Origin of the sequence: Kingella denitrificans ATCC 33394 (genome assembly GCF_000190695.1) — a bacterium.
Lineage (GTDB): Bacteria > Pseudomonadota > Gammaproteobacteria > Burkholderiales > Neisseriaceae > Kingella_A > Kingella_A denitrificans.
The window spans coordinates 731924-744249 of sequence record NZ_GL870929.1 but is presented as its reverse complement, the minus strand read 5'-3'; the positions used below and the strand labels follow the sequence as shown (position 1 = coordinate 744249).

General features: G+C 49.3%; 16 protein-coding genes. All 16 read right to left on the bottom strand.

Translation table 11 applies throughout. From position 1 onward, the window contains the following. Window positions 1-2: 2 nt before the first annotated feature. The gene (locus HMPREF9098_RS03700) at window positions 3-494 is read right to left on the bottom strand and encodes a hypothetical protein (RefSeq protein ID WP_003782147.1); all 492 of its coding nucleotides are present in this window, start codon (window positions 492-494) and stop codon (window positions 3-5) included. A 10-nt stretch (window positions 495-504) separates the two neighbouring features. After that, the gene (locus HMPREF9098_RS11660) at window positions 505-702 is read right to left on the bottom strand and encodes a hypothetical protein (protein ID WP_003782146.1); all 198 of its coding nucleotides are present in this window, start codon (window positions 700-702) and stop codon (window positions 505-507) included. Window positions 703-828: 126 nt separating this feature from the next. Next, complete coding sequence (locus tag HMPREF9098_RS03690) at window positions 829-1497, bottom strand: DUF2786 domain-containing protein (protein WP_040564232.1); 669 nt, start codon at window positions 1495-1497, stop codon at window positions 829-831. A 14-nt stretch (window positions 1498-1511) separates the two neighbouring features. Then, complete coding sequence (locus HMPREF9098_RS11930) at window positions 1512-1838, bottom strand: hypothetical protein (protein ID WP_003782144.1); 327 nt, start codon at window positions 1836-1838, stop codon at window positions 1512-1514. Between the two features lie 54 nt (window positions 1839-1892). Then, the gene (locus tag HMPREF9098_RS03680) at window positions 1893-2357 is read right to left on the bottom strand and encodes a hypothetical protein (RefSeq protein WP_040564685.1); all 465 of its coding nucleotides are present in this window, start codon (window positions 2355-2357) and stop codon (window positions 1893-1895) included. Window positions 2358-2515: 158 nt separating this feature from the next. After that, window positions 2516-3610 carry an ATPase, T2SS/T4P/T4SS family gene (locus tag HMPREF9098_RS03675; protein WP_003782142.1) on the bottom strand — a complete coding sequence of 365 codons (1095 nt, stop codon included), beginning with the start codon at window positions 3608-3610 and terminating at the stop codon, window positions 2516-2518. 85 nt (window positions 3611-3695) lie between these two features. Beyond that, window positions 3696-4970, bottom strand: coding sequence for a type IV secretion system protein VirB10 (virB10, locus tag HMPREF9098_RS03670; protein ID WP_003782141.1), 1275 nt, complete (start codon window positions 4968-4970; stop codon window positions 3696-3698). Further along, a complete protein-coding gene (locus tag HMPREF9098_RS03665; RefSeq protein ID WP_003782140.1) occupies window positions 4967-5806 on the bottom strand; it encodes a TrbG/VirB9 family P-type conjugative transfer protein in 840 nt (279 codons plus the stop codon). Before HMPREF9098_RS03665 ends, virB10 begins: the two co-directional genes overlap by 4 nt. A 12-nt stretch (window positions 5807-5818) precedes the next feature. Next, on the bottom strand, window positions 5819-6562 hold the full coding sequence (locus tag HMPREF9098_RS03660; protein ID WP_003782138.1) for a VirB8 family type IV secretion system protein: 744 nt from the start codon (window positions 6560-6562) through the stop codon (window positions 5819-5821). After that, the gene (locus tag HMPREF9098_RS12435; protein WP_003782137.1) at window positions 6552-6686 is read right to left on the bottom strand and encodes a lipoprotein; all 135 of its coding nucleotides are present in this window, start codon (window positions 6684-6686) and stop codon (window positions 6552-6554) included. The genes HMPREF9098_RS03660 and HMPREF9098_RS12435 overlap by 11 nt, the downstream gene beginning before the upstream one ends. Window positions 6687-6780: 94 nt before the next feature. Beyond that, the gene (locus tag HMPREF9098_RS03655) at window positions 6781-7245 is read right to left on the bottom strand and encodes a hypothetical protein (protein WP_040564681.1); all 465 of its coding nucleotides are present in this window, start codon (window positions 7243-7245) and stop codon (window positions 6781-6783) included. Window positions 7246-7291: 46 nt separating this feature from the next. Beyond that, window positions 7292-8254 (bottom strand): TrbL/VirB6 family protein, encoded by a 963-nt coding sequence (locus HMPREF9098_RS03650; RefSeq protein ID WP_040564680.1) that lies wholly within the window; start codon window positions 8252-8254, stop codon window positions 7292-7294. A 59-nt stretch (window positions 8255-8313) separates the two neighbouring features. Further along, a complete protein-coding gene (locus HMPREF9098_RS03645; RefSeq protein WP_003782132.1) occupies window positions 8314-8952 on the bottom strand; it encodes a TrbJ/VirB5 family protein in 639 nt (212 codons plus the stop codon). Window positions 8953-9053: 101 nt separating this feature from the next. Further along, window positions 9054-11609: a VirB4 family type IV secretion/conjugal transfer ATPase gene (locus tag HMPREF9098_RS03640; protein ID WP_003782131.1), complete on the bottom strand. Its 2556-nt coding sequence runs from the start codon at window positions 11607-11609 to the stop codon at window positions 9054-9056. Beyond that, window positions 11521-11949: a VirB3 family type IV secretion system protein gene (locus tag HMPREF9098_RS03635; protein WP_032133811.1), complete on the bottom strand. Its 429-nt coding sequence runs from the start codon at window positions 11947-11949 to the stop codon at window positions 11521-11523. Before HMPREF9098_RS03635 ends, HMPREF9098_RS03640 begins: the two co-directional genes overlap by 89 nt. A gap of 20 nt (window positions 11950-11969) precedes the next feature. Further along, window positions 11970-12290: a TrbC/VirB2 family protein gene (locus tag HMPREF9098_RS11145; RefSeq protein ID WP_147285396.1), complete on the bottom strand. Its 321-nt coding sequence runs from the start codon at window positions 12288-12290 to the stop codon at window positions 11970-11972. Between the last annotated feature and the right edge of the window lie 36 nt (window positions 12291-12326).

Here is a 12326-nt window from a genome sequence, read left to right as displayed (position 1 = left end):
GTTTATATCTCCGACTGTTTTCGTACGGCTTTATGCCCTAGGGATTTAAAGGAAAAAACGACAATCTGCGGTTGTTGCGTCAGATGTATCGGATAGGGTTGTAGGCTGCTTTCCGGATAACGTTCTTTCAGTATTTCCAACAATCTTCTGTCCTCATATAGCCGGAAAAAATGCAATCTGCCGGTTGCCCAATCAACCACCGCCTTTATTACAAATAATATCGGAATGAATGACAATGCTCCTTGTAGCTGTTTGGTCAAATCGAGCAGCGTATATTCTGGCGGATGATCGAACAAAAGGAATAGCAGCAAAAATAAAAGCAGCGTGAAGAATGTCACATTGATATAGGCAAAAACTAGATATTTTGCTGTTTGAAAACCACCGTGCAGCCAATATTCCGGGCTGCGACGGATTTCTTTTTTTATGGCACCTAACTCCTGCTCGGTTATTTCAAACAGGAAGCCAGTCGGCTGTTGAAAAAAAATTTTTATCATAATGTTTCCTTTACGGATGTGGACGAATAAGATTAGCTCCCCATCCCATACCCAGTATCAGGCCGAGCGCAAACATAACCGCAATCAGATTCAGCAACGTCAGCCATGGCAACGGCTGTTTGTGCAGTGTTTTGTCTGCCGCTTCGGCCAGGAAGGAAAGTGGGGTGCAGACGAAAAACAGGCAGCCTGCAATATTGAGAATGTGCATGGCTGCCGACAGCGTCGGCACGGATTCGAGTAGTCCGCCGGAGACAGTTTCGGCTACCGCACCGTAGCGGCCGTTCTCTTTCGTCAGGCGGATGATGATTTTCGTATTCTTGGACGGTTTCCATGTTCATACTCCCAGTTGTCTTTGTTCAGTCCGTGCCAACGGCGTATCCAGCCGCACTCCGGCGGCGGCATCCTGCCCCGCCCAATAGTCGGATACGTCGGTTCTGCCCTTCACATCCCGCGTTTTGGCTTTGCCGAATTCGCCATATTTTCCGGTACGGTAACGTTCCAGCAATTCGATTTCTGCTTTGGTTTGGGCAAATGCCTGTACGGTATCGGCGACTTTGGATACCCAGCCCGCGCAAAACAAGTCGGCACGCGCGGTTTTGTTGCGGACAATCTGCACGCGCGCCAGGGCGGTTTTGATGTACTCCCGGCGTGCGGTTTTGAGTTGGCGCAGCAGCACTTCGTAAGCATACGCGGCCAGTTCCGGACGGCCGTTGATACCGCAAAATACAAAACGGCCGCCCGAACGGTCGGCGGCGTGCCAGCGGTCGCATCCGAATGCGCTGCCGCACAAATGTACGAGCCGCCAATGCCAGGACGGTGCCGACTTCGGTGCTTTGCCGTATTGTTCGGAGACTTCCGCGAGCTCTACGTCCCAACCGGTCAGACCGTATTTGGCCATCAGTGCCTGTGCGTGTTTCAGTGCCTGAGCCGCTTCATGCTCGTTAGCCGAACGACTCAATGCCAGGCATTTTTTGATTTTTTCCAATGCGGAGGATTTGTCCATATCGATTCCTTTGTTTATTTCAGGCTGACCACCCATCCCATACCCAGTATCAGGCCGAGCGCAAACATAACCGCAATCAGATTCAGCAACGTCAGCCACGGCAACGGCTGTTTGTGCAGTGTTTTGTCTGCCGCTTCGGCCAAGAAGGAAAGTGGGGTGCAGACGAAAAACAGGCAGCCTGCAATATTGAGAATGTGCATGGCTGCCGGAGAATCGGGAACGGATGTTTGGGTCACTACGGCCCATATCACTATCGGCACGGAGACAAGCATGGCGGCTACGGCGGTAATGCCGGATATTTGATAGATTCTTTTAAACAGGTTCATGATTTTGAGTTGCATAAAAAACAGCCTGAAAGCGGGATTTCCGTTTCAGGCTGTTTTCGGTTAAATCGGTTATTTTTTATCGCACTGGCTGCGGTATTTTTCTTGCAGCGATTTGAGGTTGGCACTTGCCGTTTTATAGTCTTCACTGAAAATATCCCTCGGCATATTTTCCAAACCGGACTGGTATTCGTTCAGCAGGTTTTTGCAGCTTTCGTCTTCCACTTTGCGGAAGCTGTTGCTGCCGCCGGCATACAGATTGACGAGCAGGGTCTTCTTGTCATCGGACAATTTAAGCGGCATATCGCCCATACCGATATTTAATGACAGTTCCCCGTCTTTTTCCGAAAGGACTTGGGTTTGAACGTCGCTGCTACCCTTTTGTGTCATCGTGTAGTTGCCGTTATCTTTTTTAATTTCTATGAATTGCAGCCATTTATGTTCATCACGCTGCCAAGTACCGACATAATCATCGGCACTTTTTCCACCGCAGGCGGCCAACATTAAAACCATAACCGATAAAGCTATTTTCTTCATTTTCATACTCCGGATTGGGATTGGAAAAATATCCTGCTGCCAGTATAGGGGTTTTCTGCGGTTTGTATAGTGAATTTAACGCTATATCGCTTTCAAAAGCAGCCTGTACGTTGGATTTACAACACGTTTGTGCAGGCTGCCTGTATTTTCGGGTACATTCACACGCGCCCGCGCAGTGCCAGGTATTTTTCCACCGGATCGAAGTACAGTTCGGTCATGTAGGTGCGGTTAAAGAAGCACACGACGTCAATCGTGGTGCGGACGGTAGCGAGGATATAGTCGTACGGCATGGATTTGCCTGCGGCGGATTCCATGGCGAGCTGGGCGATGCGGTAATGTACGCTGCGCGCGTCGTTGGCGTGGACGGAAGTCAGCCCGCCGGGATGGCCGGTATTGAGTGCGGACAGGTAGTCCCACGCTTCGTCGCCGCGCAGCTCGGTCAGCAGGATGCGGTCGGGTTTCAGCCGCATACAGGCGGCGATAATCTGCTTGGCCGTAATATGTTCTTTGTAGAACAGGTGGGCATGGTTGAGGTGGTGCGGTGTATCCAACTCGTGCGTATCTTCAATGGTAATCAGCCGTGTGTCGTACGGAATCATGTCCACCATGGCTTTGGTGAACGTGGTTTTGCCCGAACCGGTACCGCCGACCATGCAGATGTTGAGTTTGCGGGCGATGGCGATTTGAAAAAAGGTGTTTAAGTCGCGGTTGGCTTTGGCTTCGAGCATTTGGTACTGCCAGTCGGCCAAGGGCACGTCGTGCGGTAGTTTCATTTTGTCGCATACGTCGCGGTAGTGGCGGCCGTCAAGGTCGGTTTCGGCGGATTGCAGGCTGCCTGCATTGCCATATTGCGAATAATCGGTAAAACCCTGCAAACGGCCGGTGTCGATATAGTCTTCCAGCGTGAAGCGGCTGGTGGAGGGTTTACGGATGGCAAATACGGCAGTACGGTCTTCACAGCTGGGCGGCAGCATGATATGGCCGCGTTCGCCGTCGGGCAGGGTAACGGAATGGATGGGATGTTTGGCCAAGTCTTTTCGGTTGTAGATACACAGGGTATTGGCCAGCTGCTGCAATTTTGCCAGCGTCCAGTCGGGCCGTTCTATGCGGTGGCGGCCATCCGAGTCTTCTAAAAAGACTTCCTGCGGACGGTTTATCATGATTTCGGTCAGGGTGGGGTTTTGCAGATATTCGCTGATACCCATGCTGTCAAGCAGGGACCGGGCGGAAGTGGAGTTATCATAATGCGTCATGTGCTTGCCTTTTGGCTGTACTTTCAATCAGCCTGTACCTCGAAACACGGTACAGGCTGTTTTTATTGCAGATTCAAACCGGATGTTATTGTCTGATTCGCGTGCGGATAGGCAGCCTTCTCCTTGGCGGTTGCAGCTGGATGGTTTCGTACACATCGCTAAAATCCACATCCCGTGCCACAAACACGGTAATCTGCGTTCCTTGGTTAACATAGCCGGTTGGCGGAATATTGATGCTGTTTTTTAAGGCTTCGGTAGCCATATCCTGTGCAGATTGTGATGTACTTTCAAAATTGAAAGTCTGTCCGTCGCCGTTCCCGTTTTTACGGTTGGCAGCATAATTCCCTAAATCACCAATCATACTGATAAGGATGGCTCCGCCGAAACGCCGCCAAAAATGGTAATTTACCCGTGCCGGATGGCCGGAAGCCCCAAGCGGATCTGCGCCCAAGCTGTCCAGCTTCACGACGGCGCCGCCTGGCGTACGTAAATCACTCCATTGTGCGAATACACGTGCCTGCCCCTGCATTAATGCAGATGTCTGCTCTCCAATAATGGTCGAACCGCGCTCAATTAGCAACGTTTTACCGTTGGCAGAATATACATCGCGTGTTACCTGACAGCGCGTCAGACCGGGGAAGGTGGTAACAATTTTGGTCGTCAGTACGCAGGGGATGGCTGTGCCGCGTGCCAGCTGGTAATCTGTCATACCTTGTGCGGCTGCTCTGCTCGGGTTGTATACACCACTTTTAAGGCGGTTTCCCAATACATTGCCGCCTTCCGTACCCCCGTTGTCAGCAGGCATTAGGCTGGAAGGAGGAATATCTCCGCTGCCGTATACGCTTTCCGGGGCTGCTTCGGCAGCATGCTGCTGTTCTGACATACCTGTTTGTTCAGTGTTTTCTGTTTCGGCAGCTGCTTTCATGATTTCGCCTTCCAGCTTGCGTTTGCGGATTAAATCCTCGGGCGGTTCGCCGGGTACGGAAGCTTCGTCGGTCTCAGTGTCATCGGTCTCCGTGTCGTCGGTATCTTTTTCATCATCGCCACCAATAGCGATTTCCGATGCGGCGGGCGGGATTTCGCGCATACCTTCCAAAATTTCATCTTTGTCATTTTGGAAATTTTTTCCACCTGCCGTATTGTCTAAGACTTCTTTCGGCGGTTTTTTGACATCATTACCGCTACCAAAGAAATTCATCATGCCGCCGACAACAACGCCCATCGCAGCCAAAGCCCCCAGCAAAACCACTACTTTTGCCAATGGGTTTTTCTTTTTGGTTGTTAAATCCAGCGGTTGCCCGTAACCCAAATCTTCTGACGATTGATGGTCTCCGCCTTGGTAGTTGTGTTGGTCGCTCATGGCGTATCTCCCTTGTTGAGACGTACCGTCCCTATTTCGGTCGTCCCGAGTTTGTTGAACTGCCCTTCAGGTTGGAAACCCCGGTTTTCTATGCCCAATACGCTCTTACCCAGCCGCAGTACGAAACGGCGCGCCGTTTCGTGGATAACCAGCGTATCACCATCGATATGGCTGTTTACCGCCGCTTCGCTGCCATCCGTATTAACTCGGAATACGGCAGGCAAATCCTTACTGTTGTTGTAGCGCATGAAGGTAAAGCGCCCGTTGTCGAACATTTCTCCCGGTGCCAATTCCCGGTCTCCCTGTCCCCAGTAATCGCGGTTTTGCCGGATTGTTCCATATGCTTCTGTGCCGTAACGGTTCAGCAATGCCGCGGCCTGTTCAGCTTTCCGCTGCTCTGTGCGGCGTTGCGCCGCTTCTTCTTCGGGATAACGGAAGCGCAGCACATAGGTGGTCGGTTGGCCCTGCTTGGCAGTATGCAGCTTAAATGTGTAAATCCGCCCTTTGGTGCTGGCGACAATTAGGTTGGTATCGGGTTGCTCGGCCCTGGGTTTAAAAAATATGTTGCGGCCACGCACGTTCAGATGCCATGCCGCGCCGTCACCCATGCCCAATCCGGAATCACCTTCGTTAGTGACGGTTTCACCCATACCCAGCTGAACCATACTCACTTCGCCTACGCGCGTACGGATATTGACGACATTGTCGGTGTTGTAGTCCGTATACTGGATGCGGGCATCATATTTCGTCCCACGCGGAGTTTGTTCGGCAACGGCAGCCTGCATTAAAAAAGCTGCCCCAAAGGCAGCATAGTAAATCGGTTTCACAATGTTCATGCAGTATCATCCTTACGGCGCGGTTTCGGGGTCGACCCGATAACTGGTAACGTGGAAGCCCAATGGATTTATAAGACGATCGGACTCCTCCATCGGTGTCGCTTTAAATTCAAAAGAGATGGTAGCGATAAGTTTTTGCGGTGGCGGAGTTTGATCAGTTGCACCCGATGTCGGCATAATCTGTTTTGTAAAGCGTACCTGTGCCATATCGCCAACAAAGGAAATATTGGTTACTTTGGCTACGACTTTGGCCTGCTGTCTCAAAATTTTATGCGGAGCTTCAGGGCTGTTGTAAATTTCTTTGAAGGCAGCCTGTACATCGGGAGCGCTCAATAAATTCGTCGCATCAAAAGTAGACTGGATCGTATTCCAGTCATAACTTTCACGATAACGTACATATTCCGCCAACCAATATTTGTTAATCACTTCATCATAATGCATTTGTTTGTCTTTGATGGTGGTAATAATGTCTGTGTGCCCTGTGGTTTCATTGACACGTGCCACATAAGGCACGGCCTCTTTTAATGGAGTCAACCCCATAACAGCACCCACTCCAAGCCCGGCAACAATAAGTGCACCCACGCCAAAACGCTTCCAGCTTTTGGCCGACTGCAATGCAATGTCAACGACGGTTTTATCGAAGGCTTCACCCATTTTTAGCATCTGCCATGCGGCACGGGTATCAGATTTTTTCTTTTTGGCTTCCTTCTGTTCTGCCGTCAAAGGCTGATTTTTGATTTTCTTTTTAAAAAACATGGTCTTCTGCTTTCTGTATATAATGGCCGTTAATCGGGAATGCTTTGCCGTAGGGTTTCGGCGGCGCGGATGAACAGGCTGCCAAAATCAAGACAGCCGGTAACCAAAACAGGTATTTTTTCATGAGGGATACTCGCTGATAAAATAAAAAAACGCCCGTTCAAACCGAACGGGCACTTGAAACAAAACTATGATGATGGAAAAATTGCCGTAATATTTCAATGGCGTTTTGCGATAAAAAGGTTATTGACATTCCCGCCCCATCGATGGCCGTTGTACAAATCTTTGACGGTAATGCGGTTGCCGTACCGGTCTTGAATAAAGATTCGGTAAGAGCGAGTGAACCAGCTGAACATGCTCGGCTGATACAGCACTTGGTCAAAATTTTCCCAACGGACACCGCGTATGCCTTCCGACCATGGAAAGTAACCGCTGTAAAACCATACACCTTCGTCATCGGTATAGGCACGGAAGTGGAATAGGCGGTATAAACAGTAGAACAGACACAGCAAAGGAGCGGCAATATATGCCGCAACGGACATTACCGTTACCCCGATATCGCCAAACAAGGTTTCCCCTGCCCAAATCAAAGGAATGGAGGCGAACTGGGTTACCAATAAACCTATCAACAGGAATATAATCACAAAGCGGAGATAGCCAATCCAAGAAACTTTAGCCTGCATACCGAAATCCTTCATGCATAGTTGGTTAAAACAAAACGACGACGCTCTACGAAGCGCGGACACCTTTGGCAATCGAACCTCCTGCCGAATGAGGGCGTGCTGCCGCCTGGCGCATAGAAGACAGTACCGCTGCCCCTGCCCGGCCTATTGCTCCACCACTCATCGCCAGCGAACGTGCGAATCCCTGTACGGCAGCCCCTCCGGTTAATGCCGAGGCTACGCCGGGAATGCCCCAGGCGATTACCAAAAACACAATGGTATCCAAAATAAAGACGGGGATAAGCGCCTCCAAAAAAATGTGGTTTGTCCAATCCCCATTCGATATTTGGTTGACCAATCCTTGGAATACTTCCATTTGAACAACGGTCAACAGTACAAACATGGTGCAGGTAATGATGTGGTTCAGGCACTGCCCGATCCAATTGATGCCGTATTGGCGGGTAGCTGGGAAAATCAGGCAACCTATGAAAAACGCACCCAGCATCAAAACCAGAGCCAATGAAATTTTGGCAATCGTATAATAAGCGAAAGCTACCCCTATTAACAACATGCCGCAAAGGCTGATGACGATTCTGATTTCAACCAGTGCCAAGTGGTTGCCGATTTGCATCCAAGAGTATTTACTGTGCAGCTCACCGATTCTTATAATGGCATTTTCCAATTCAGTATAGCTGTGGTCTATCGCCGCCACATCGAATTTTGCTCCATTGGTAAACAGCGCGGAAATTTCATCTGGCAGACCGTAAATGGTGTGTGCCAGCTTGGAATACACCGATGGCGAGAATGCTAAGGCAATCAATACTATCCAACCTGCCGAACGTTTGGCAAAATCAATCAAGCTGACTGTGCCACTTTGGCCATAATAGGACAAAATGACCATCAATACGTAAATTCCAAAACCTGCTTGAAACAATGGAGCGATTTGATTAATAAATTGCCCAGTCCTGTCTAGCAGGTTATCTCCTAATTGCGCCCCCAATGTGTTGGCCAAATCCGCAAAAAAAGACATAACATCCCCTGAAATGATAGACCGGCAAACCTGTAGGGAAGTTTGCCGGTTTTGTTGCATTAATTACATGGCTTATTTGTTCTACGGATAATGTTTTCCCGCTTGCAGTCCAAATACGCATTTTGTTTTTGAATTTGGATTCTCTCCTGTAAATTCATCATGCGTTCCATCGTATCCAACTCGGTCTGCCTTTGCTGGATTTTGGCCTGTTCCAATGCAATACGGTTCTGCAAATCCTGTGCCGATTTGATATCCTGAGTTTCATTCAGTTTGTTGTACAAGGTTTCGATAGCCTTCAATCCGCGTTGCGAATCTTTTGCGCCGCGCAACAACAAATCCAGATGTTTGACCAAACGGTCCCTATCCGCATCGGCATTATAGCCTTTGGATGTCAGTAAATCGGAACTGCGTGCTGCTTGCTCGAAAGACTGATAAACCGACCGCCATTCATCGGGCAGAGAGGCTTTAAGCGTCTCACGTGCTACATCGCGCCAATTGTTTTGTGAACGCAGGGCATCGATTTGCGCTTTCAATTGGGCAATCTGCTGAATTTGGTTACTAATTTGTTGTGTTGCTTTGCGAACCGACACCCAGTCTACTGTAGGAATTCCTTCGGCAGAGACAGTGGTCGGCATTGCCAACGCAAGGCTACTTGAGATCAAAACAGCTGCCAACTTGGTTAATTTCATGTGTTTCATATATTTACTCCAAAAGAAAAGCCGCTTAATGCGACAGGGACAAAACAGGCAGCCTGTAAGACCAATCGGGTGGTCATTTTCAGGCTGCCTGCACATTGATATTACATTTTGACTTCTTCTGCTACCGTTTTACGCTCGCGTTTTTTCCGCTTGCTGTGTCCGACGGCTTCGGTAAACGGCCGATACCAGACATCGGGGTTTTCACTACCACATTCTTCCATGACGCGGTGCAGGATTTCTACGTTTTCCATCGTGCCGGACAATACGGCCAGTTCGTCGTCAAAACCGTATAAATCTAACAGACAGAAGGCGGATTGTTTGGACTGTTTGACCAAAAAGGTGCGGCTTTCAATCGCTTTGGTAACCAGTTCGCCAAACTCTTTATCGCTCAACCCGCAGCTTTTGTAGCCGTCGTATTCAGCATCGGGATTAGGCAAAAAGATTTTGGTCGGGGTCTGCTGTACGATGGCAGAGAAAATCGGACAGGCAATCGCATCTTCTGGCGACTGGGTATCCAAAATCATATATTCACCTAATTTCCGCCCCGTTTTAAGGGTTTTCTTCATCAAATCGGCCGTTACTTCATAACTGGCGGCATACCAGAATTCTGCTACCACCGTTGCCAGCAGGCTACCCTGCTCGGCAACCCGCTCCGCCATCATTTCTTTCAGATAGAACAGATAAGCCAAAACTGGTCCCGTCGGGGCGTAATCGGGTTTAAGAATGCTGGTTACGTCCAAACCGATGCGGTAAAACTCATCGGGATCGAAGCGGTTGCTGTCATTGTCCAGACACCAAGCATAAATGCCATCCTCGCTCCTGCACCATCTGCCCAAACGTGTCCGCAGGGAATCGGCATCAGCCGAATAAGGAATGTTTTCCAGCAGCACACTGAAATTGCGTTGGGCGAAACCGACGGAAAACAGCGTATCCACCGCGAGTTTGATTTGTCGCATTTCGTCTGCTGTAGCACCGTCCGCGCACTGCTCCACCAGTTTGTAGAGGAACATGCGGTTGGCGGGCGTATCGGGCAGTTGGAAAGGATTGAGTCCGCTTGGTTCGCCTTCGGCGACGGTAAAATACGTTCCGCCCACAGCACGGATAAAAATTTCCAAACCACGGTCCAAGTCCAGTGCGAACAGATACGGGTCAAAACGCATCATGAACGCCAAAATGGCGGTTTCCAGCGTGGTTTTACCCGTACCAGTCGCCCCCATAATCAGCGTATGCCCGGCGATTTGTTCGCCCAAGTTGTTTTGGTCGAGCTTACTGTAATGCAGGCTGAGGTTAAACAGCGTATTGGACAGGGTTTTGAGCGGCATGACGGGTGAACCGTCGCCAATCGGATTGCCCCAGCTTTTACCCTGCGAATAGGTGTGCATACCGAATACGGTGGCCAGATTCGTGGTGGTTTTCGGAATGATGCGCGGCCGTTGCCGGTAACCCGGCCACTGGCTGAAAAAAGTGGATTTCATGCTGCCGCGTGCCTGCACGAAGCGGTATCCGCCAGAAGTCAGAAAGGCAGTAAACACTTCCGTGCCGTTTTGCTGTGCCCGTTTCGGGCTGTTACCGTATACCGTCAAAGCAGCGGAATAGTCGCCAAACATCATGCGTCCGGCCGCCAGCTCGCCCTTACCCAACCGCAATTCGTCATGCTGGTCTGTAGCAAAATCCAAACCGCCTTCCAATTCGCTGACTTTTTTGTTGATGTCGTGCTGCATTTCGGCATTGTCGGTAAAGACAAAACTTTGTGTGAGCGTGTATTCGCAGGGAAGTGTCAGGATATTGGCAAATACCTTGACCTTGCTTGTGCCAAAGTCTTTCAAATCCCACAGCGTAGCGAATTTGCGTCCTTGCGGATGGCGGATTTCTAGAATATCTGAACCAAAATACAAATCGGCACTGGGAATGGCGATATAGGCGGCGGTTGGGGTAAGCGGGATATGTTCACGGCAGCCGCCGTTAATCAGCGTACCGAAAAACTGGTAGATTTCCGAATAGACCACGCCGTCATCGGCGGAATAACTTTTTTCGGGTTTCCTACTACTTGAAAAATCGTCCGTTTCTTTATCGAGGTATTCACGGTTGTTTTCTGATTCTTGGTTCGGTTGCACAGGCTGCTTGGAAAAAACAGGGATACTTTCATCGTCTTCCATCTGGTACGTCCCCAAAATATGCGGGTCGTACATCTGTAAAGACTTCACCATGATATCTACCAAGTCTTTGGCTTCCTGCAAACCGTCGTCAAAGTCTTCGTATTTCAGGCAGCCTGAAATATAGAACAGGTTTTCGTAGTAATCACTGGCCGTAAACTGCCGCACATAATGGTCGGCAAACTGCTGGCAAAAATTCTCTTTAAAGCGGTAGCGGCGTTTAAGTTCGATTCGTTGGCGTTGTAGCGTCGTCCACAAACCCAACCGATTACCGTATTGTTTGCCAACTGTGTTAAACAGGGTTTTAAGTTGGATAAAGGCATTGACCAGATGGTTGTCGTTCACGCCTTCAAACGCGATGCCGTCCAGCCGCAGTACGAAAGCAAAATACCCCTCTTCTAAATGAACGATGTGTTCAGCAACGTGGCGACTGACACGGGGCAAATAGTTCTGCTGTGCGGGCTGCTTTATCAGCGTCTGCCGCAATAATTCGGATATATTCATGATGTTGTCTTCCGTATCTGGTAGCGTAAATGGCAAAAGTGTTATTGTGCAATTTCATATTGCGCTGCTGAAAAAACCAATAGAGTTCCAAACCTAAAATTCGTAAGGCTTGATCATCCTTAGCGGTTACTTCACGCAAAAACCAAAGACAGGGCAATGCCAATAGGACGATTGCCCATGCCCGGTTTTCTAATACAGGCATGGCAAACATGGCAGCCGTAACAAAAAAGATGATAATGAGAACCATCGGTATCATCGGCATACCCAATATCAGCGCACTACGGTTAATGCCTGCATAGGTCAGGTATTCGGTATTTATATCGACTTCGTTCGTCTCCATGATTGCCATTTCCTTTCACATTAAAATGATGCGCTTTTGCCCCAATCCCACAGAGCCTTGACCAATGCCGAAGATGCCGCTGCAACGACAATCCACCCCATTACGGGAATTAAGTCGCCCCAGCTTTTCATATTCAACATACCCATTGCGGCACACCCCAACAGGGCGAAACCTGCAATAATGGCTACAATGCCGTAAAAACTGGTAAACCAGTTTTTCATACCGGACTCAATCGAACCCAAACCACCGGCAGCCATCGCCATCTGCGCACCAAACAGCAATGCACACATCAAAAACGCTTTTACCCATGAACGGGTATTGGCATTCATCACTAACGTCATAATTAAATCTCCAAAAAAAGAAACAAAAAAACCGGC

Excerpts from the sequence above, each read along its gene's own strand:
- HMPREF9098_RS03700 (WP_003782147.1), bottom strand. The coding sequence starts at position 494 with ATGATAAAAATTTTTTTTCAACAGCCGACTGGCTTCCTGTTTGAAATA.
- HMPREF9098_RS11660 (WP_003782146.1), bottom strand. The coding sequence starts at position 702 with ATGCACATTCTCAATATTGCAGGCTGCCTGTTTTTCGTCTGCACCCCA.
- HMPREF9098_RS03690 (WP_040564232.1), bottom strand. The coding sequence starts at position 1,497 with ATGGACAAATCCTCCGCATTGGAAAAAATCAAAAAATGCCTGGCATTG.
- HMPREF9098_RS11930 (WP_003782144.1), bottom strand. The coding sequence starts at position 1,838 with ATGCAACTCAAAATCATGAACCTGTTTAAAAGAATCTATCAAATATCC.
- HMPREF9098_RS03680 (WP_040564685.1), bottom strand. The coding sequence starts at position 2,357 with ATGAAGAAAATAGCTTTATCGGTTATGGTTTTAATGTTGGCCGCCTGC.
- HMPREF9098_RS03675 (WP_003782142.1), bottom strand. The coding sequence starts at position 3,610 with ATGACGCATTATGATAACTCCACTTCCGCCCGGTCCCTGCTTGACAGC.
- virB10 (WP_003782141.1), bottom strand. The coding sequence starts at position 4,970 with ATGAGCGACCAACACAACTACCAAGGCGGAGACCATCAATCGTCAGAA.
- HMPREF9098_RS03665 (WP_003782140.1), bottom strand. The coding sequence starts at position 5,806 with ATGAACATTGTGAAACCGATTTACTATGCTGCCTTTGGGGCAGCTTTT.
- HMPREF9098_RS03660 (WP_003782138.1), bottom strand. The coding sequence starts at position 6,562 with ATGTTTTTTAAAAAGAAAATCAAAAATCAGCCTTTGACGGCAGAACAG.
- HMPREF9098_RS12435 (WP_003782137.1), bottom strand. The coding sequence starts at position 6,686 with ATGAAAAAATACCTGTTTTGGTTACCGGCTGTCTTGATTTTGGCAGCC.
- HMPREF9098_RS03655 (WP_040564681.1), bottom strand. The coding sequence starts at position 7,245 with ATGCAGGCTAAAGTTTCTTGGATTGGCTATCTCCGCTTTGTGATTATA.
- HMPREF9098_RS03650 (WP_040564680.1), bottom strand. The coding sequence starts at position 8,254 with ATGTCTTTTTTTGCGGATTTGGCCAACACATTGGGGGCGCAATTAGGA.
- HMPREF9098_RS03645 (WP_003782132.1), bottom strand. The coding sequence starts at position 8,952 with ATGAAACACATGAAATTAACCAAGTTGGCAGCTGTTTTGATCTCAAGT.
- HMPREF9098_RS03640 (WP_003782131.1), bottom strand. The coding sequence starts at position 11,609 with ATGAATATATCCGAATTATTGCGGCAGACGCTGATAAAGCAGCCCGCA.
- HMPREF9098_RS03635 (WP_032133811.1), bottom strand. The coding sequence starts at position 11,949 with ATGGAGACGAACGAAGTCGATATAAATACCGAATACCTGACCTATGCA.
- HMPREF9098_RS11145 (WP_147285396.1), bottom strand. The coding sequence starts at position 12,290 with ATGACGTTAGTGATGAATGCCAATACCCGTTCATGGGTAAAAGCGTTT.